We start from the raw sequence: 19,308 nt of genomic DNA, 5'->3' as shown, positions 1-19,308 counted from the left end.
TGCGGCCTGAGATCGGACGCGGTTTAGTTAGCCGTGCGTTGAAGCCATTCGCGTGCGGCGCGCTGGGCTGCCGAAACTTGGCTTTGGGTCATCATGGCGGTCAATTCCTGACGGCGCAGCTTAGCTTCGCTATCGCCACGCATCGCAGCAATATTGAACCACTTGTGCGCTTCCACATAATCCACGTCGGCACCAACGCCAGTTGCATGCGACAGACCCAAAGCAAACAGGTCGCTGCCTGCATCATTGGTTTCAACTTCGGTGGTCGTTGTGACCTCTAAAGCGCTGCTCATATCATAAGCCATTTTAGTCTTTCCCCTAACCATACTGACCACATTCTGGGCCAAGTGCTTTTTCGATCGATTGGCCATTTTGGCCGCTCGCAGGGACAATGTGACGGCTGATAGTGAATCGAATCTTCTCAAGACCTTGCTATAAAATGAATTTCAGTACCTTTTACGTAAACAGGTGGTTCACGCCCTCGGGCATGATTCACGACTCCTTCAGCTACTTTGCTCAGAGATTGATAAACTTGCCTTTTTTCGAACCCGAAGATGCTAACGCTCTATCAACCGAGAATCTCGACGTCTCTCAGGTTTTTGATTTGAACGGCAAAGGGGCAGTTGAGGCTTTGGCCGTTGTCGAAGCTGCCCTGCACGACCAACGTCGCGAGGAAGAAGTTAAGCTGTGGTTCAAATTTGATCCACCAACACCCGGCGGTGGGGAAACTTTGTTTCAGCCAGTAGGCAGACGATTGCGCGATGCGATTAAGCATGGCCAAGCCGTACGCGCCATGCCAGCCCAAGGTGGCGGCTGGATTGTCAGACTGGCGGCAAAGGTGCGATAGTTAATCATGGCCGTCTATACCGAACCCACCGATGAAGAATTAGCGATCCTCTTAGAAGGGTGGGGCTTGGATGGCCTCAGGAACTTCAAAGGGATTGCCGAAGGGGTTCAGAACTCAAACTTCTTGGTCGAAGCCGCCCAAGGCCGCTTCATCATGACGATTTATGAAAAATCTGTCGCGCTGGAAGACTTGCCCTTCTATCTGGGACTAACCGAGCGGGCCGCGAATGCAGGCCTACCCGCCGCCCGACCAATCCGCACCCAAGATGGCCAAGTGGTGCAAATGATCAGAGGCAAGCCCACAGCCCTGTGCAGCTTCTTAGACGGGGTCTCCTCCAAACGCCCCCCTGCAAGCCATGCCCGCGCCGTCGGTGCTGCCTTGGCGCATTTACACCAAGCCCTCGAAGGGTTTGCGCTTTCACGTCCCAATGATTTGGGTCCCGACAATTGGGCTGGCCTTTGGAAAGGCCGTTCGCGTCATGCTGAAGCATTAGAGCCCGGCATCGCAGCAGCGATCCAAAGTGACCTAGAGCACTTCAAATCAGACTGGCCCACCGATTTGCCTCGCGGCATCATCCATGCCGATCTGTTCCCCGACAATGTGTTGTTTCTGGGCGATCAGGTTAGTGGCCTGATCGACTTCTATTTCGCGTGCAACGACTTTTTGGCCTATGATGTGGCGGTCATGCTGAACGCTTGGTGCTTTGAGGCCAATGGGCGGGAGTTTGACCTTATAAAGGGCCGCGCCTTGATTTCCGGCTATGAAAGTGTGCGGCCTTTGAGCGCGGCAGAGCGTGCTGCCCTGCCCTTACTGGCGCGCGGCGCCGCTTTGCGCTTTTTCCTTACCCGCCTTGTCGATTGGATGACCCCGATGGACGGGGCCTTGGTGCGCAAAAAAGACCCACGCGACTATGCAGGCAGGCTTGCCTTCCACCGGGCTGCGCGAGATGCCTCAGATTATGGCGCGCCTTAAGCGTCCAGCCAGCCTGCAACCATCGAGACCACTTCCTCATCCTGTACCAAGGCACGGTGCCCAAGCCCATCAACCGGCCAAAAGCGCGCACCGGGCCAAGCCTCTGCTGCGCGCTTACCTTCTGAGGCCGGACATTGCTCATCATCAAGGGAATGGATGAATAAGGCTTCGGCTGTCATGCTGGTTGCAGCTGCCGCCAGATCAAAGAAACGGCCCTCTTCCTGTCCAAGCGCTAAGGCGGCTTCAATCATCGGCTCTTCCACGCCATAGCGCCGCCACGCCCGCTCAAACTGGCGCGCTTGCACAACAGGGGGCGAGATCAACACGACTTGGGCCAGATCTAATCCTTGTTGGAAGGCCTTGACCAAAGCTGGCCCCCCGAAGGAATGCGTGGCAGCCCCAGAGAAAGGGCCGAAGCGGGCTTGCAAAGCCAAAATGGCGTCTGCCGCCAATTCCAAGCTGCAACGATCCCCATCACTATGGCCATGGCCCGGTAGGTCAAAGGCCACCACGGAACGGCCGCGTTGATTCAACAGGTCAATCAAGGGCGACCACAGACTGGTGTCATCCTCCCAGCCATGGACCAACAACACAGGTGGCTCCTCAAAGCGGTGGCCAAGCAAATGCCAACTGGCAATCTGGCCACCTACAGGCCCTACCATCTCATGGTCAGCTTGATGCAGAAGTGGGCTGACGCGGGGAACCGCCCGCCGCTTGGGCTGGCCGGATTGGTTCAAAAGATGCTTGGCATGAGTCACAAGGTCGTTCATGACAAAGCGTGTGGAACGCCGCCGCGCAGTTTGCAAGGTCATGACGAAACGGAAACCTCAAGATGGATGACACTTTATTCCCCGCTGCGACGATTTTATTGGTGCGCGATGGCGCAGACGGGCTGGAAGTCATGATGGTAGAGCGCCACGCCAATATCGGCTTTGCTGGCGGCGCGATGGTGTGGCCCGGCGGGAAGGTTGATCCCGCCGACTTTGATGAAGGCTGGTTGGAGGCCGCCGAAGGCTTAGAAGGCTTAGAAGCCGATGAACGCGCCGCCCGGGTCGCAGCGCTTCGCGAAGCCTATGAAGAGACCGGCATTTTGCTCGCCACCCGCAATGGTGAGCCGATTGGTGCCCAAGCCCTCGACCTCACCGATATGCGCAAGCGCGTGGATCGCGATGCGACTTTGTTTCAGCCCTTGGTGCGCGGCCATGGCCTCAAGCTTGCGACCAGCGCGCTTCACCCGTTTGCGCGTTGGATCCCGCCCCCAGCCCTCCATAAGCGCTTTGATACCCGCTTCTATTTGACCCCCGTGCCCGCTGGCCAAGACGGGGTCCAAGACGGCAGCGAAGCCGTCGATCTGGTCTGGATCAAGCCACAAGCCGCTTTGGATGATTTAGCCGCAGGCCGGCGCAAGATTATCTTTCCAACCTCGCGTAACCTCGAGCTCTTGGCCCTGTCCAAAACCGTGGCTCAAGCCTTAGCCGATGTGGCCGCTCGCCCGCAGGGCATCGTCCAACCGATCATTGAAAATGGTGTGTTGAAGATCCGCTCAGACCTTGGCTATCCTGTCACCGAAGAAACACTCGACACAGCGATGCGGGGATAAGATATGGCGATGATCCAACTTTCGACCGGCATTCCGGCCCTGTTTGAGCCTGCCACGGGCGAACAGCGCCGGGGCGGTTTGGTTGTGGCACAAGAGATTTTTGGCCTGAATGCCAATATCCGCGCTTTGTGCGCCCGCTTTGCTGGCGACGGCTTTGACGTTGTCGCCCCTGCTTATTTCGACCGCATAGAAGCCGGTTTCTCAGCCCCCTATGATCAAGATGGGATTCAAAAGGGCTTATCTGCCGTACGGGCCACATCTTGGGATCAAGTCGCTGCCGATACCCAAGCAGCGATTGATCTCTTGCGTCAGACCCAGTCTCGAAACTTTGTCACAGGCTTTTGCTGGGGCGGCACGGTTGCGTGGGTGGCCGCCTGTCGCTGCACGGGCGTCACGGCCGCGTCGGGCTTTTATGGCCGGATGATCAATATGTTCTTGGCTGAAACACCACAAGCACCGATTGAGCTGCATTATGGCGACAATGACCCGGGCATTCCGTTAAGTTTGGTCGAAGAAGTGCGCATCGCCCACCCCCATGTGCCCATTCATATCTATCCGGCAGGCCATGGCTTTTTCTCAGACCGGGGCCATGACTTCGACCCCACCCAAGCAGACCTTGCTTGGGCGCGCACTCTTGATTTGTTTGATCGCAGCTAAAGCCGCATCAGAAGAAGCGGGTAAAGGCGACAAAGCCATAATGGGTTGTGCCTTGGCGCGAGGCATTGGGGGCAGTTCGCGCAAAGCGACCTGGAATAAGCGCTGACGCGCCAACTTCCACGCGCAACTTGTTAGGCTGCAGCCAATAGCGGGCGCGACTATCAATCGTGGTTCCGATAAAGGTGCCGGCCTGACCTGTCCGATCCTGAACGCGTGCGACCACCCAGGCGTCGCGGGCTTCATCCAAATGGGCGAGCTTGAAGGCCAAGCGCATATCGCTGCGGGCATTTGGCTTAACTTCAATGCGCCCACCGGCAGCATTGATATTGGCCGGCGTCAAAGGCCCATGAATACCGGTATTGCCCAGATCGGTGCGCCGCCCACCAAATAAGCGCTCGGCTTGTTCGTATTTCAGGTCATTGGGATTGCGGTCGCCGGAACCAAAGTCCCAATCCAGCACCAGACGCGGCTGCCAAGGTGCGTCAAATGTATAGCCAATATGGGCGTGGGCGGCGAAGGTGCGCACTTTCAGGTCAATCGTATCGCTCAGCGCCGCACTTGCCCGGCGGGTACCCGTGCGCCAAGAGGTATCCAATTCAAAATCCCATTGGCCCGTTTGCGGTGGGCGGAACAGGCGGAAGCCTGGCTGCAGATAGTCGCGATTGGGGGTGTTGGTTCTGGCTGTATCGTGTTCCTTTAGGCGAAACACAAACAATTCGCCTGAAGTGTCGGGCAACATATCGCCCAGCAGATTGGCGCGCCGATAATGCACCCCCAAGAGCAAGCGCGACCATTCCTCTCGATCAGCCTGCATTTCATTCTTTTCAAGGCTCGCGCGATCCTGCGGCAGTCGCCCGACCGGCACCACCGCAACAATACTCCACGCATCGCCGCGCGCATTGCTGGACTGCCAATAGGCGCCGGTGAAGTTCAACAGCACATTGGCCATGTCCGCGCGTTCAAGGATACGTCGACCACCTATATCTAAGGTTTGACGCCCCAGTTTCAGGCGCGCCTTGTCTTGTTTCAACGCGCTGGCCAAGCCCGACCCACTCAGATCGATTGACGCATAAGCTTGCAAGAAATCTAGCGGATTGACGAGCGAGGCGCTCAATGTAGATCCCGCGTCATTGAGTTCCTTGCGGCTGTCTTGCAGCTCGATCCCAAAGGTGACGGGGTCAAACTTTGCTTCAGCAAGGATTGTGGTGCGAAATGCCAGCGCTTGGTCGCCACCACTTCCCCCAGCGCGAAACTGCCCGTCGAGGCTTTCGTAGCGAACGCGCGATTCCCCGGAGATTTTCAGCCAGTCGGGTAAAATTCGCTCAGGCGTGGCGGCGGAACTGCTGTCTGGTGCAGTTTGGGCGTGTAAAAGCCCCGGCTGAGAGATCGCCACCGCGACGAGGGCATAAGCCGCTAAAAACTGACGCACGTTGAGACTGATGTCCTTCGCTGACTGTCGGAGATCGCCCGTGACGCTTCCGTGGCTTCCGTGCGGCTGCCTACTTCAGACCGCGTGGTGTGGCAAAGGCCACGCGCACCCAATCGCCAAGTTACTAAGGCGACTCGCGGAGAAGTGAAGACTAAGCGCCAATCCCTAAAGTCCAAGCGCCAAAGCAAAGGCAAATTGTGCACGCGCTGCCTCTGCCTTAGCGGTCACTTCCGCGCTCTGGGCCTCATAGGCGGCGCGCTCTGCCGTCAGCACGTCTAAAAAGCCCGACAGGCCCGACGTATAGCGAACACGGGCCAATCGCGCCTGATCAGCCGCTGAGGCAACATTGGCGGCCTGGGCTTGGGCACTACGCTCACCTTGGCGAACAGCCGAGGCTTGAGTTTCCAGATCGGCCATGGCCTGCAAGACGCTTTGTTGATAGAGCAAGGCCTCGGTCTCAGCTTGTGCGCCAGCAGCTTTTGCCAAGCCGCGCAAACGCCCAAAGTCAAACAGCGTCATGGCCACATTCCCCGCCACGCTGTTGGAAGGGACAGACACGCCTTGGCCAAGATCGGTTTCCAGACCAAGGGCGGTGATCGAAAGATTTGGCAGGCGGTCACGCAGGGCAGCGCGGGCATCTAGCCCTGCGGCGCGCAAACGCTGTTGGGCTGCGACCAGATCGGGACGCGTGTCGAGCCAGATTTGTGGGGCTACAACAGCTTGCCGGGAATCAAGCTGCGGGATTGGGGCGATTGGTTGCAGTAAACCGGCTAAACTGCCGGGCCTGTCGCCGATCAAAGCTTCCAGACCAAGGCGGGCAGCCGTTTGGGCTTGTAGAAAGCTGGGTAAGCGCGCGGCAATCGCATCGCGATTGCTGGTGGCTTGGGCCACACCAAGACCTGTCTCTAACCCAGCTGCTTGGCGCGCTTTAGCAAGGCTTAAACTGTCCTCCGCACTGGCCAAATTGGCCTGTGTTACGGCGACTTGGGCTTGGGCAGCGCGATAGGCGATGTACAATTGGGCCAGATTGGTACGGGTGGCACTTGCAACCCGTTGTGCATCCAAACGGGCGGCCTGTAAGCGGGCTTTACTGGCCCCTGCCCGCGCACGATTGGCACCAAACACGTCTAAGGGGATAGCCAAGGTGGCGCTGCCAACCTTCTCCAAGCTCGCTTTGCCGCCATCAATTTCGGTCCTGGTTTGACTGCCACCCAGGCTAAGAGACGGCAAGAGCCCGGCCCGGGCGACCATTAAGCGCGCCTCTGCCTCTTTCAGACGGCTTTGGGCAAGGGCGAGGTCTGGCCCCACCTGTACCCGGTAGAATAATTCCTTCAAAACGGCATCTTGACTGGTTACCACATCTGGCAAACGGGCGGCTTCCTGCCAGGCGGAGGGAAGGCTTGCGCGGGTTTCAGCCTCAATTTGTGCGCCAGAGGCCGTTGCACAGCCTGACAGCACAAGGCTAACCGCCATTAAACTGGCCAAAGCCCCAAAACGAGAGCGGCTCATTTCGCATCCCCTGTCTTTTTCGGAGCTGCGGCCCGCGCAATTGGTTTAGCCGTGACGAAGACATCCATTTGCTGACCAACGAAGGCCTGAATCCCCGTGGGATTAAAGGCATAAATCGCTTCCACGACGCGGGTATCCACCCGCTCTGCCCCGCCATTGAGGTTCTTCTTCGGCATGGCTTGAGGTTCAAACCGCACAAAGGTTAGGGGGATACGTTTGGAAGCATCCCCGCGCAGGCTTGCTTGGGCGGGTGCACCGGCGGCGATACGGGCGGCATCTTCTTCGTCAATCTGCACCCGTACATGCATGGGATTAACCGCACCCATGGCGACGAGCGGTTCTGCCAAGGTCCCGGCACTGGCAAACTCCCCCACCCGAATATTCAGACGCAGGACTTGGCCTGCAATCGGGGCACGTACCGTCAATCGATCGAGGTCAGTGGAAACCACTTTGGCTTGGGCAGCGGCTTGGGCTGCCCCGGCTTGCGCGGCCAAAGCTGCTTGTTGGCCTTCGGTGATGGAAGCTTTGGCACTGGCGCTTGAGGCTTTTGCGGCCGCTAAACGGGCTTGCGCATCGGCAAGGCCACCACGCGCGGCAGTCAGCCCGCCTTCAGCCTCCAAGACGGCCCCACGGGCTTGATCATAGGCGGCTTTTGCCCGTTCCATCGCGAATTTAGCGCGATCTCTCTCATCGGTTGAAACCGCGCGCGGATCGGAAATCGTGGCAAACAGGCCTAAGCGGGCTTGCGCATCGGCAAGGGCAAGGCGGGCTGCGTCGGCTGCTGCCTGTGCATTGGCCAAGCGCCCTTCGGCCTGCGTGAGGGTACCACGTGCTGTTGTGACGCCGGCCTCAGCTTGGGAAATGCCTGCTGCGGCATTGGCCGCATTGGCTTGTAAGGACGGAACGCGGCTGGCACTTGCCGCACTATTTGCGCGCGCCTGCTGGGCGGCTGCCAATTGTGCTTCCAGACTGGCACCCAAGGCACGCCCATCGAGACGGAACAAGGGTGCGCCTGCGGCCACTTGATCGCCGGGCTTTACAAAGACCTCGCGCACAACGCCTGACAATTCAGACCCAACCGCGATCACTTCGCTTGAGGGCTCGATCACACCAAGGGCGGCCACCACCGAATCTTGATCCGCTGGTGCGGTGGCTGGCGGTGCGGGTGGCGCGGCACCGGCCTTATCGGGTGGCGACAGGGTCAAAACCGCAAAAGCGATCAAGCCGGTCGCACCAATCGGCAGAATGAGGCGGCGCAAGAGTTGGGGAGTGACTTTCATCTTCTTAGACCTTTTGGGGGAGGGATTGGGTGAGGCCATCGTCGATCACACGTCCATCTTCCATGCGGATGATGCGATCGGCGAAGGAAAAAATGCGGTCGTCATGGGTCACGACTAGAACCGCGCGATTGGGGTCGTCTGCGGCTTCATCCAGCAAAGCCATCACGGCCTGTCCTGAGGCAGCATCGAGGGCGGCTGTGGGCTCATCACACACCACCAGAGCCGGATTGTGCGACAGGGCACGTGCAATGGCGACACGTTGCTGTTGCCCGCCAGACAATTGGCGCGGGTATTTCGCTTTGTGCGGGCCAAGCCCCAAATGGTCGAGCATCCGACCAGATTGGGCAAGCGCGTCTTCCCAAGCCACACCGTCAGAGATCAGCGGAATAGCGGCATTTTCAGCCACATTCAGGGTGGGAATGAGATTATATTGCTGGAAGATAAAGCCGATCTTGCGCCGGCGAAACCGCACCAGATCATCATTCTTCAAGCGGTCCAGACGCTCATTCATCACGGTGACCGTGCCGGAAGTGGCCGACAGCGTGCCCGACAGGATGGACAAAACCGTCGTCTTGCCGCAGCCAGAGGGACCAACCAACATGGTCATTTTGCCGTAATCAATGCCCAGCGAAATACCATGGAGAACGCGGATCACATCATTGCCACTGGGAAATTCCTTGATGACCTGATCAATGACGGCAGCTTGAGGGGAAATTATCGACATGTGCTTACCCCCTAAACACGATGGCAGGATCGAGCTTTAGAACTTTACGCACGCTGGCATAGGCAGAGCCCAGGACAATCGCCATCACCAAGAGGGCGCTGCCACCAACAATCTCGCCCAAGGCTTTAAAGCCGCGCAGGCTGGGGTCGGCTTGACCAAAATAGAGGAAGGCGGCGGTACCCCCGATGCCAATGCCATAGCCGATGAAGCCCACCAGCATGGCTTGGCTTAAGACCATGACCAAAATTTGCTGATTGGTGACACCAATGGCCTTGAGGGCCCCGAAATTCTTGAGGTTCTCAGCCACAAACATCGCCAGCGTCAAAGCGGTGATCACCACCGCCACAAGGATACCGAGGCCGATGGCGGCCCCAAACGAGATGGGGATGCCGGTATTCTCAATGATGAATTGCGTACCAGCTGCCGCAAATTGCTGCCGCGTCAGCGCTTTGAGGCCGGTAACCTCTGTGATCCGTTTGGCCAAAGCCTCTGGTTCAACGCCAGGCTTCGCCGAAACCAGGACGAAGGAAAGCTTGTTGCGCTCTGGCGGGGTAATCGCAATCGCATCGGAATATTTCATGTATAGCGTGGGCAGGCCGCTGAAATTCGCAAGCGAACTGGTCAGCCCGGTTACCACGACGCGATTATCGTTGATTTCGACAACTTCGCCGACTGGGTCGCGCCCATCGGCCCAGATCAGATTGGTTTTATTGCCATCAAGGATGGCCGCATTGCGCCCCCGGATCGCTGCCATGCTATTGGCCAAATTCTCTTCCGGCAGGCCCACCATGGACTGATTATCGACACCAACCAAAGTGATCGCGGCAATATTGCCCTGCATGGTTTTGACCGTTGCGGCCGACCGCGCATAGGGCACCGCCCACGCCACGCCATCCACCGAACGGACGCGGTACAGGCTTTGGTCGCTGATCGGCTGGCCTTGGTCGGGCTGTTTCACCCGTGGGTCCATCACCCAGATTTGGGCTTGGCGAACGTCGAGAACCGGATTGGCCCCCCATGTCAAAAGACCCACAAAGATCGAGGCCTGCTGGCTCATCAGCAAGGTGGAAAAGCCAATCCCAAACACCAATCCAAAATATTTCACCGGGTCGCCCATCAGCATTTTGAGCGCAATGCCAATCATACCCAGAAAGGACTGCGGCCCGGATTGAGAATTAAGTGATGCCATAAGACTGCTTCTAAGGTTTGGTTCGGGTTCGTCAGCTTTGCCGTGACCGTACCCATCTAAAAAAACGCCGCCGGGTACTGGCAATTTCTGAACCGAACTGTTAAGTTCAATAAGTACGTCACTAATTAACTGAACGGTTCAGTATGTCAAGAGACTCGGAACAAAAAAATTCTGAAGAACCAACACTGGGCCAGACTAGCTCTGCGCGCATGGGCCGCCCTGTCGATTTGGCCAAGGAGGCCAAAATCCTCGAAGCCGCCAAAAACGCCTTCTTAGAAAGCCCCTATGACCGCATCAGCATGGACGCTTTGGCGGCGCGCGCTGGCGTATCTAAGGTAACTCTATACGCAAAGTATAAGTCAAAGGATCAGTTGTTTGTGACGGCCATGAGCGTGGGTTGCAGCCCAATTTATCAGCAGGCCATGCTGGAAGTTGAGGCAGGTAAGCCCTTGGCCGAAACTCTGGAGCGGTTGGGCATCGATTTCATCAAAATGATGCTGAACCCCGAAATCTCAGCCCTGCATGGGGTTATGATGCAGGCCCTCGCAACCCGCCCCGAACTGCCGCGCACCTTTTACGAGCGCGTGGTGCATCACTCGACCATGACTTTGGCAGACGTGCTGACCATTGCCGACAAGCGCGGTGAGATTGCCTGCGACCAGCCCTATATGGCCGCGGTGCAATATATCGCCATGGTGCAGGGAGAGTTCCGCTACAAGCAGGAATTGGGGGTCACCCAAGGCGTCGACGAGGATGAGCTGACCCAGTTTGTAAAATCCTGTGTCCGCGTTTTCTTGCGCGGCTGGGGAAAAAATTAAAGCACGCGTCCGGCAACTGCCGATAACTTCGCCAATAGGGCCGGATCGCGCGCTTCTGGAGCCGTGATCAAGGCAAAGTCCAAGCAGGTATCAATCGGAGAAGGCGTCCGCTCGATGGATTTGAGGGCGCGCGCTAAATCAGCCACCATAGCTTTGGCCTTGGTTGAATTGGCGTGCATGACTTCCAGAATGGCTGAGACTTCTACCGCGGCATGGTCTTCATTCCAGCAATCATAATCGGTCACCATACAGACCGACGCATAGGGAAGCTCTGCCTCGCGGGCGAGTTTGGCTTCGGGCATATTGGTCATGCCAATGACCGAACAGCCCCAAGATCGATAAAGATTGCTTTCGGCCAAAGTCGAAAATTGTGGACCTTCCATCACCAGATAGGTCCCGCCCTCGGTCACTTCTGCGCCAGAGCGACGCGCGGCCTGTGCTGCAAGCCCTGCTAAGCGCGGGCAGATGGGGTGGGCTACCGACACATGGGCGACAAGCCCCGTGCCAAAAAAGCTCTTGGGCCGCGCAAAGGTGCGGTCGATAAATTGATCGACCACAACAAAATGCCCGGGTGGCAGCTCTTGCTTCAGCGAGCCCACGGCAGAGATGGACAAAACATCGGTCACCCCTGCCCGCTTCAACACGTCGATATTGGCGCGACTATTGAGTTCGGAGGGCGAAATACGATGCCCGCGACCATGGCGCGGCAGGAATACCACCCGTTGGCCATCTAATTCCGCATCAAAAATTTGATCCGATGGCGCACCCCACGGGCTCTCAATGGTCCGCCATTCACCCGAGAGACCCGGAATATCATATAGCCCCGAGCCACCAATCACACCCAAAACCCAATCGGACATCGCGTTTAACCTTCTTTGCGCCAGCGTGTGACGTCACGGCGGCAAGCCTCTAAAGTCGCGAGACGACGCTGCATAACCGCATTTGGATTTTTGGCGCTTGCCAGCTCGCGCTGGCCTTGGCGGGCAAAGGCATCATAATCGGCACGAAAACGGGGCTCGCCCCGCACGGTCGAGGCAGCCAATACCATGGGCTGCATGGCATCGCTTAAGGCCATGATTTCGCGCGCTACGCCAATAACTTGTTGAGGCGCACCGGGGCGACTGGCCTGAATACGGGTGATCGCCCCCATGAAGTCCGCCGTGCCATAACACTGCACCAAGCGTGTATAGTCCTTGGTCACGTCAAAATTTGGGGCAATCTCGCGCGCGATTTCGGCAGGCGTCAGCGGACCACGCGGGGCAGCAGGTGGCATGGCTATCGCTGGGCTGGAGAGATCGGGCACGCTTGCCTCTGATGGAGCAGCCGTCGCTGCATTTGGGCTAAAGTCTTGCGGCAACTCAAATTGCTTGGTCTCAAGGGGGGCAATCAACGGCGTTGAAGATGTCTTGCGGCCAAGATTCACCGTTACTTCGGGCAGAGGCGTTTCGGGGGCCGCCGCGGGCACCGGATCTTGAGCCTGGGCAAAAGCGCCTTGGCCTGGCCCCGCTGCCAACGTGAGAATAATCGCAAAAGGTGCAAAACGCATGATCAGTCCATTACATAGCGGATGGGTAGGTTTTTAAGCCCACCAACAAAATTGGCTTCCGAAAGCTTGGGTTCGCCTGCAAATTCGACGGATTTGAGGCGTGGCAGCAATTCTTCCCAGAATATCCGCATCTCCAGCTTGGCCAAATGTTGGCCTAAGCACAAATGCGCCCCATAGCCAAAGGCTAAATGCTTGTTTGGGGTGCGATTAATCCGAAATGCATACGGATCGTCGAACACTTCCTCGTCGCGATTGCCTGAGGGATAGGACAGCATCAGCCAGTCACCCTTTTGGATGGTTTGGCCACGCAAGTCATAGTTCTTAGTCGCCGAGCGCATGAAATGCCGCACAGGTGTAGCCCATCGGATCGATTCATCGACCAAGCCATGGATCAGATCCAAATCATTTTGAACTGCCGCCAATTGGTCTGGATTTTGGATCAAGCCATAAAGGCCAGCAGCCGTTGAGGACGAGGTGGTGTCGTGACCCGCCGTAGCAATGATGGTGTAATAGCTCACCGCTTCAAACGCACCGATCGGCTGCCCATCCATCGTGGCATTGGCAATTACGGTGGCCACATCTTCGGTTGGATTAGCCCGGCGCGCTTCGGTGATTTGGTTGAAATACATAAAGAAGTCCATCAGGACGGCCTGAATGTCGGCCAAGGCCTTTTGCTCATCCTCCAGCTCACCGCCCGAACGATTCATTTCGGGGTCTTGGGCACCAAATAATTCTTGGGTGAGCTTCAGCATGCGGGGCTCATCCACTTCGGGCACGCCCAGAATTTCCATAATTACCCGCAACGGGAAGAACAGCGCGATATCATTCAAGAAGTCGCACTGGCCGCCCATGCGCGCCATCTTATCGACATAGATGCGGGCAATTTTGCGGATTTGATCTTCAAGCTTGCGCAAATTCTGCGGCATGAACCAGGCTTGGGTCATGTGGCGAAACTTTGGATGATCTGGCGCATCCATCTGCACCAAGGTGCGAATTAAATGGGGCGAGCCGCCTGTTTGTTGGCGCACCTTCTGATCCACAGACTTGGTGGTCAGCGTGGTTGGCATTTCCCCACTTAAGAACACATCATTCTGGCGACTGATTTCAAGAATATCGGCGTGTTTGGACACAAACCAAAAGGGCTCAAAGTCTGGCAATTGGGTCTTGGCAAGGGGATAATCGGCACGAATTTTCGCGAAGGTTTCGTCCATCATGGCTTGGTTGGCATAAGTCTTTGGACTAACCACCGCCCGCGATAATTCATCGGGTAGGATCGGATCAGCAGACATCACTTATGCTCCCTCAACAGCCTCATGAGAACGGGCTTGTTGAGGGAACGTTGTGACGGTCAGGTTGCAGCGGTCAAGGGCATGCAGACAATTTTGATGTGATGGCCACCTATTGGTGGTGTCTTTGCATCGCTTAAGAGGCCGATAGGCTCTCCGCAGCCTTGATCCTAACGCCGCCGGCATGGGCCTCGAACCGATAATCCTGGTTCAACAAACGGCACGGCTGATCGCTATTGATCGCGCATTCCTTCTCCGTCAGCTTGACGCCATTCAGCTTGTAATCAAAGCGAATGGTATTGCCCAGAATGCTGCTGACAACCAATTCGGCGGGTTCGGGCTCTATCAGATTGCCAGACGTCAGCTCATACGGGGTTTGCGGCATGGGCGAGAGGCCCTGCAGACGACCGCCATAGATATTCTTGCCCCGGCTGATGTAGTCCGTGATATAGCCTGCATCAAACACCCCATCATTATTGAGGTCGCGGAAACACTGGGACCGGCGCACACCTTGATCGGGCCATAAGGGTGCACAAAACGCAACGCCATTATCCAGATTGACTTGGAATAAGATCGTGCCAGCAGGCACCGAACGTGGGTAAGCCGGACGCCGCGCAAGCGTATCGACCTTCAAGCGCGCAGTTTGGGTAACGCCCACTTCAAACTGGCCGATCACATCGCCCGTCTTCAGCACGTCGCCAGCTTGCTTGGTGCTAATCAATTTGGCTTCGAATACAAAATCGATCAACGGCATTTGCAACAGCTTGCCCGCAGGCGTGCGCTCATTTTGTGTGGCGGTGCGGTCGGCATAAGAGGGGCCCGCCACAGCTGCAGCCATGCCTAAGGCCAAAACCAATGTGCGTCCAAATGCGTTGGTAAAATAAGACATCAAACAACCCTTTTCCCAGATGCGCCGCCAATATCGCGACGCCCAATCTGCGGCTTTGAAAGGTGCAAGACCCGCTGTCGTTTCTAGCCGACAGTTTGGGCGACCCCCGCCGCGCTTCAAGCGGGACATAGGGATAGTTGCGGCGGATTGCCAATTACAAAGAGGTAAGTTTCTGAAGTTTAACGTTTAGGTAGCGTGAGCCTTTGACAAGGCAGACCCTTTTTTCGCTTTAGAGGCGCAACAGCGTTGTGATTGGCCACACGGCGATGGCGAGGCCGATAATAACCTCAATCGCGACTGATCGCACGACGTGGCTGTGCTGGGTGTTGCTATCCATGCTGTAGGACAAATAGCGGCCGAGAGCGGTAAACCACCAGCCAGCTGCCAAGACGGAACAGGCTGCAACCCCGGCCTCCTCGCCCCAGAAAACCATGAAGGCTAGCGCTGCCAGATGGAGGCCCAAAAACATGCCGCCAAAGGTTGCACGAAACTCAGCATAGCCCTCTGGCTGACCATTTTCAGGCTGCAAACGGACGAGCCTGCCTGCCCACATTGGATCAAGCATGCCCTTAACGCCAAGACCGGCCCCAAAAGCAAGCGTCCCAGCCGAAATATAAAAGACGATATCATACATAGGCATAGCCTCGAAAGGAACGTGATGATCTTTGGTCAATTTCCTGTATATTTGTTAATCGTAAAATTTCTTCCAACAGGAGTGCGTAAGGTTGGCCAGCGCGAACAAAACCAAGCCCGAACCCAAAAGTGTGGCGGCTTTTCTTGCAGAACTCGACGCACCAAATCGGGTAATTGAAGGCGAAGCCTTGATCGATCTGTTCGCGCGGGTAACGGGTCAACCCCCCGTTATGTGGGGCCCATCCATTATTGGCTTTGGATCGTACCACTATCGGTATGAAAGCGGTCACGAAGGCAATGCCCCGCGCGTGGCCTTCTCCCCGCGCAAAGCCAAGCTTGTCTGCTACCTCAAACTTGAATCGGTTGGCGCAGGCCCGCTACTCGCGCGGCTTGGCAAACACAGCACCGGCAAGGGCTGCCTCTATATCAACAAATTAAGCGATGTTGATCTTGGCGTGCTCGAAGAACTGGTGACCGATAGCTATCAGGAAATGGCCAGAGCCTATCCCAATTGAGTAAGCCCGCCCATATAGGGCACCAACACATCGGGTACGCGAATGGTGCCATCTTCTTGCTGGTAATTCTCCAAGACCGCCACCAAGGTCCGTCCAATGGCCAGACCTGACCCATTCAGCGTGTGGACAAAGCGTGTCGCCTTCTCGCCTTTCGCGCGGGTACGGGCATCCATGCGGCGGGCTTGGAAATCACCACAATTGGAACAAGACGAAATCTCGCGATACGCCCCGGTGCCATCATTCTGACCGGGCAGCCACACTTCTAAGTCATAGGTGCGCTGGGCAGAAAACCCCATGTCGCCCGAACATAACAGCATCCTGCGATAGGGCAGCTTCAAGGCTTCCAAAATACCCTCAGCGCATGTGGTCATCCGCTCATGTTCGGCGGCAGAGGTTTCTGGCGTCGTGATGGAGACCAATTCGACTTTCCAGAACTGATGCTGGCGGATCATGCCACGCGTATCGCGACCCGCACTGCCCGCTTCAGAGCGGAAACAGGGGGATAGGGCCGTCATGCGGATTGGTAGGCGCTCTTCCTCAAGGATTTGTTCGCGCACCAGATTGGTCAACGAGACTTCCGAGGTTGGGATCAAATAGCGCCCATCGGTGGTCTTGAACAAATCTTCTTCAAATTTGGGAAGTTGACCGGTTCCAAACAAAGCATGGTCGCGCACCAAAACCGGGGCATTGGTCTCTTGATAGCCATTGTGCTCTGTGTGGTGGTCCAGCATGAATTGGCCCAATGCGCGTTCAAGACGGGCCACTTGCCCACTCAAGACCACAAAGCGCGACCCTGAAATGCGCGCTGCGCCTTCAAAATCCATGCCGCCCAGCGCTTCGCCGAGTGCAACATGGTCCTTCGGGACAAAGGAGAATTGCGGTGGGGTGCCCCACTGCTTGACCACCACATTGCCCGTCTCGTCCTCGCCTTGGGGAACCCCAAGGTCAGGCAGGTTAGGCAGAGCTTGGATGATGGCATCGAGTTCTGCTTGCGCGACAGCTTCGATCTGACTGGATTGTTCAATCGTGGCCTTCGCTTCGGCCACTGCGGCCATCAGACGGGCAGCTTCGGCCTCATTCTTTTGGGCTTTCGCCGCACCAATGGCTTTAGAGGCCGAATTGCGTACGGCTTCTGCTTCCATACGCTGGGTCATGGCGGTACGCAGGCGGCTATCTATCTCTAAAATCGCAGGTGTTTGCGGCGACAAACCACGCAGCGCCCAGCTGGCGTCATAATGGGCGGGATTATCGCGGAGGGCTTTTAGGTCATGCATGATTAGGCTCTAAGTTGCTGTGCGCTCCTGATAGCGCGCGTTGGACGCGCCTGAAAGAGTACCCGCGCAGACAGAGGATAAGACTGCCCGATCACCTCGACAAAAACGCTTGTGGCCTCTATCTCGCGGGCATGTATCTGATCCTCGCCACTGGTCCGCGCGCCGCCATTGAAGGCGCTTCAAAACTCCTCGACGCTCTGGGTGGCTTTGGTGCCGTCGGCTGGTGGGAGTTAGAGCGTCGCCAGTTCAAGCTGGAAGCCTATGCCTACACCCTCGAAGGTGCCCAAGCGGGTGTGGGGGCCATCGCCATTGCCGACCCAGACTTAGACGCCCGCATTGCCCCGCTTGAAGATGCCGATTGGGTCAAGATGTCGCTCGAAGGCCTACCGCCCGTGCCCGCAGGCCGCTTTATGGTGGTTGGCAGTCATGATGTCGGCAAGGCGAAAAACGGCACGGTTGAAATCATCATTGATGCGGGCGAAGCCTTTGGGACGGGTCATCATGGAACCACGTCCGGCTGCCTCTTAGCGCTAGACCGACTGTTGACACGCGGCCAGCGCCCGCAACGCGTTTTGGACGTCGGCACGGGCTCTGCCATCCTGGCCATTGGTGCAGCCAAGACCGGTAGCCGGGTTGTGGTCGGGACCGAAATTGACCCCCGCGCCAATTATATCGCTGGCCTCAATGCCAAACTAAACCGCGTCGGCCCCACGGTTCGCACCTATGTGGCCAATGGCGTACGTCGCGCCTTGATACGGTCGCAAGGCCCGTTTGATCTGGTGTTTGCCAATATTTTGATGAAGCCCTTGGTGCGCTTGTCGCCAGACTTGGCCAGCATCGTGAAACCCGGTGGCCGTATCGTCTTGTCGGGCCTATTAACCCATCAAGAGCCCGCCATTCGCCGCGCCTATGGGCAGCGGGGTCTGGTGTTGGAGCATCGGTATCGCAAGGAAAATTGGTCGACCTTGACCTATCGCAGGCCCGTGCGCGCCACCTAATGCCCTCAAGCCCGGCGCGTTAAATCATCATACGAGGTTTCAGTCAGGCTGGTCAGGAATTCATTCAACATCTCTTGGAATTCCGACGCTTGCATATGCAGGCGGTTTGGATTGGGGAAACGATAATCCCAGAAGCTGGTGATATGGCTCATCACCCCCATGCTATGGCCCAATTCAATAAAGAGACGGGGCGCTTCCAGCAAGAACTTGCGGAAAGCCGCCGCATTTCCGTGCTCCACTAGGTCATTAAAGGCATCATCATAGAGGCCCAAAATCGCAACACAGCCCCGTGCTGCCTTTTGGATCGCCTTTTTCAGAGCAATGCGTTGGCTTGCGATCGAATTGTCCAACACTTTGTCCATGGCACCTTCGAGGGTGACGCGGTCTAGTGCCACCGAAAGGCTCTTCAACTTATTCATGCTGCCGTTGAATTGCCATTTGAAGTACAAAAAGCCCTTCCAGCTGAAGATGCTATCTTCAAATTGCTGACCATCGAGGCCCAAGGTGATGCGCAATGGGTCCAAGCGGGACTCGGTGTCCTTGGTCAGGATCGCATCCACCATACGCTTGATACTTTGGCCCATTTGGTTGTTGGAACCGCCAAAGGCTAAGGTAATCAATTGGCGAATTTGTTCGCCTGCGAACGTACGCATCCGCTCAATATCGGCATTTGACATGGCGAAATAGCAATCGGCGGGCGCAAAATCATGCCGCGTCAGCGTCTCTTTCAATAGGAACGGATCAAGGGATGGTAATTTCGATAACAGACTCAATAGTCTGAAGTCTTCGTCCATATTGCGTTGTTCGCCACCCAGCATTTCAATCAAGGTGGCCTGATAGCCAGTTTGCCCAATCAAAATCGACTGACCGCCTGCGCGCAGGGTCTTTTTGTCGAAGGGAAAAATGATTTTGGTCGCCACTGGGCTTGAGCGCGGCATCAGATAGGTTTCATCCGAGCGCAGTCGGTGTTTGACATAAATGGCGCGGTTTAACGTGGGATCTTGAAAGAAGGGACGACGTGCATAGTCATCCTCTTCCTTATTCTGTTCATATACTTGGAACAGATTAAGCACGCGACTGGTCGAGGCTGTCCGGTATAAGGCTTCAAGACTTCTGAGACCACGCATCTTTTCGAAATACCT

Annotated in this window: 21 protein-coding genes; 7 read left to right on the top strand and 14 right to left on the bottom strand. The window is 56.7% G+C overall.

Annotated features, from left to right (window positions below; genetic code table 11):
- Window positions 1-23: 23 nt before the first annotated feature.
- On the bottom strand, window positions 24-293 hold the full coding sequence (locus tag IOB61_RS03060) for a sel1 repeat family protein (protein WP_290811997.1): 270 nt from the start codon (window positions 291-293) through the stop codon (window positions 24-26).
- Window positions 294-532: 239 nt separating this feature from the next.
- Between IOB61_RS03060 and IOB61_RS03055 the strand changes: the two genes are divergently transcribed.
- Both IOB61_RS03055 and thrB read left to right on the top strand, forming a co-directional pair.
- Window positions 533-847, top strand: a complete 315-nt coding sequence (locus IOB61_RS03055; protein ID WP_290811995.1) for a hypothetical protein — start codon at window positions 533-535, stop codon at window positions 845-847.
- 6 nt (window positions 848-853) lie between these two features.
- Entirely contained in the window at window positions 854-1,819 is a 966-nt protein-coding gene (gene thrB, locus IOB61_RS03050) for a homoserine kinase (RefSeq protein WP_290811993.1), read from the top strand.
- On the opposite strand, the gene IOB61_RS03045 is transcribed toward thrB, so the two are convergent.
- Entirely contained in the window at window positions 1,816-2,631 is an 816-nt protein-coding gene (locus IOB61_RS03045) for an alpha/beta hydrolase (RefSeq protein ID WP_290811990.1), read from the bottom strand. The two genes, thrB and IOB61_RS03045, sit on opposite strands and share 4 nt — an antisense overlap.
- Before the next feature lie 20 nt (window positions 2,632-2,651).
- Between IOB61_RS03045 and IOB61_RS03040 the strand changes: the two genes are divergently transcribed.
- Window positions 2,652-3,419 (top strand): NUDIX domain-containing protein, encoded by a 768-nt coding sequence (locus IOB61_RS03040; RefSeq protein ID WP_290811988.1) that lies wholly within the window; start codon window positions 2,652-2,654, stop codon window positions 3,417-3,419.
- Window positions 3,420-3,428: 9 nt separating this feature from the next.
- The gene (locus tag IOB61_RS03035) at window positions 3,429-4,076 is read left to right on the top strand and encodes a dienelactone hydrolase family protein (RefSeq protein ID WP_290811986.1); all 648 of its coding nucleotides are present in this window, start codon (window positions 3,429-3,431) and stop codon (window positions 4,074-4,076) included.
- Between the two features lie 7 nt (window positions 4,077-4,083).
- On the opposite strand, the gene IOB61_RS03030 is transcribed toward IOB61_RS03035, so the two are convergent.
- The 5 genes from IOB61_RS03030 to IOB61_RS03010 form a co-directional block, all read right to left on the bottom strand.
- Window positions 4,084-5,505 carry an alginate export family protein gene (locus tag IOB61_RS03030; RefSeq protein ID WP_290811984.1) on the bottom strand — a complete coding sequence of 474 codons (1,422 nt, stop codon included), beginning with the start codon at window positions 5,503-5,505 and terminating at the stop codon, window positions 4,084-4,086.
- Window positions 5,506-5,670: 165 nt separating this feature from the next.
- Window positions 5,671-7,014, bottom strand: a complete 1,344-nt coding sequence (locus IOB61_RS03025; RefSeq protein ID WP_290811982.1) for a TolC family protein — start codon at window positions 7,012-7,014, stop codon at window positions 5,671-5,673.
- A complete protein-coding gene (locus IOB61_RS03020; RefSeq protein ID WP_290811979.1) occupies window positions 7,011-8,294 on the bottom strand; it encodes an efflux RND transporter periplasmic adaptor subunit in 1,284 nt (427 codons plus the stop codon). Before IOB61_RS03020 ends, IOB61_RS03025 begins: the two co-directional genes overlap by 4 nt.
- A gap of 4 nt (window positions 8,295-8,298) precedes the next feature.
- Complete coding sequence (locus IOB61_RS03015; RefSeq protein WP_290811976.1) at window positions 8,299-9,018, bottom strand: ABC transporter ATP-binding protein; 720 nt, start codon at window positions 9,016-9,018, stop codon at window positions 8,299-8,301.
- A 4-nt stretch (window positions 9,019-9,022) separates the two neighbouring features.
- Window positions 9,023-10,207 carry an ABC transporter permease gene (locus tag IOB61_RS03010; protein ID WP_290811973.1) on the bottom strand — a complete coding sequence of 395 codons (1,185 nt, stop codon included), beginning with the start codon at window positions 10,205-10,207 and terminating at the stop codon, window positions 9,023-9,025.
- A gap of 209 nt (window positions 10,208-10,416) precedes the next feature.
- Between IOB61_RS03010 and IOB61_RS03005 the strand changes: the two genes are divergently transcribed.
- Window positions 10,417-11,025, top strand: a complete 609-nt coding sequence (locus IOB61_RS03005) for a TetR/AcrR family transcriptional regulator (RefSeq protein ID WP_290811971.1) — start codon at window positions 10,417-10,419, stop codon at window positions 11,023-11,025.
- On the opposite strand, the gene IOB61_RS03000 is transcribed toward IOB61_RS03005, so the two are convergent.
- The 5 genes from IOB61_RS03000 to IOB61_RS02980 form a co-directional block, all read right to left on the bottom strand.
- The gene (locus IOB61_RS03000; RefSeq protein ID WP_290811968.1) at window positions 11,022-11,885 is read right to left on the bottom strand and encodes an S-methyl-5'-thioadenosine phosphorylase; all 864 of its coding nucleotides are present in this window, start codon (window positions 11,883-11,885) and stop codon (window positions 11,022-11,024) included. The two genes, IOB61_RS03005 and IOB61_RS03000, sit on opposite strands and share 4 nt — an antisense overlap.
- Before the next feature lie 5 nt (window positions 11,886-11,890).
- Window positions 11,891-12,571 carry a hypothetical protein gene (locus IOB61_RS02995; RefSeq protein ID WP_290811965.1) on the bottom strand — a complete coding sequence of 227 codons (681 nt, stop codon included), beginning with the start codon at window positions 12,569-12,571 and terminating at the stop codon, window positions 11,891-11,893.
- Between the two features lie 2 nt (window positions 12,572-12,573).
- Entirely contained in the window at window positions 12,574-13,860 is a 1,287-nt protein-coding gene (locus IOB61_RS02990) for a cytochrome P450 (protein ID WP_290811962.1), read from the bottom strand.
- A gap of 133 nt (window positions 13,861-13,993) precedes the next feature.
- Window positions 13,994-14,746 carry a hypothetical protein gene (locus tag IOB61_RS02985; RefSeq protein WP_290811959.1) on the bottom strand — a complete coding sequence of 251 codons (753 nt, stop codon included), beginning with the start codon at window positions 14,744-14,746 and terminating at the stop codon, window positions 13,994-13,996.
- 229 nt (window positions 14,747-14,975) lie between these two features.
- Window positions 14,976-15,380 (bottom strand): hypothetical protein, encoded by a 405-nt coding sequence (locus tag IOB61_RS02980; protein ID WP_290811956.1) that lies wholly within the window; start codon window positions 15,378-15,380, stop codon window positions 14,976-14,978.
- 91 nt (window positions 15,381-15,471) lie between these two features.
- Here IOB61_RS02980 and IOB61_RS02975 point away from each other — a divergent pair, with 91 nt between their 5' ends.
- Complete coding sequence (locus IOB61_RS02975; RefSeq protein ID WP_290811952.1) at window positions 15,472-15,894, top strand: DUF1801 domain-containing protein; 423 nt, start codon at window positions 15,472-15,474, stop codon at window positions 15,892-15,894.
- Here IOB61_RS02975 and serS read toward each other — a convergent pair.
- Window positions 15,882-17,168, bottom strand: coding sequence for a serine--tRNA ligase (gene serS, locus IOB61_RS02970; RefSeq protein WP_290811949.1), 1,287 nt, complete (start codon window positions 17,166-17,168; stop codon window positions 15,882-15,884). The genes IOB61_RS02975 and serS overlap by 13 nt on opposite strands.
- Before the next feature lie 131 nt (window positions 17,169-17,299).
- On the opposite strand from serS, the gene IOB61_RS02965 reads away from it, so the two are divergent.
- A complete protein-coding gene (locus IOB61_RS02965) occupies window positions 17,300-18,166 on the top strand; it encodes a 50S ribosomal protein L11 methyltransferase (protein WP_290811945.1) in 867 nt (288 codons plus the stop codon).
- 5 nt (window positions 18,167-18,171) lie between these two features.
- Here IOB61_RS02965 and IOB61_RS02960 read toward each other — a convergent pair whose 3' ends face one another.
- Window positions 18,172-19,293, bottom strand: coding sequence for a hypothetical protein (locus tag IOB61_RS02960; RefSeq protein ID WP_290811942.1), 1,122 nt, complete (start codon window positions 19,291-19,293; stop codon window positions 18,172-18,174).
- Between the last annotated feature and the right edge of the window lie 15 nt (window positions 19,294-19,308).

The sequence above is a fragment of the Aquidulcibacter sp. genome (assembly GCF_020253525.1).
Lineage (GTDB): Bacteria > Pseudomonadota > Alphaproteobacteria > Caulobacterales > Aquidulcibacteraceae > Aquidulcibacter.
The sequence above is the reverse complement of the archived record's forward strand: the minus strand, read 5'-3'. Positions and strand labels throughout refer to the sequence as shown.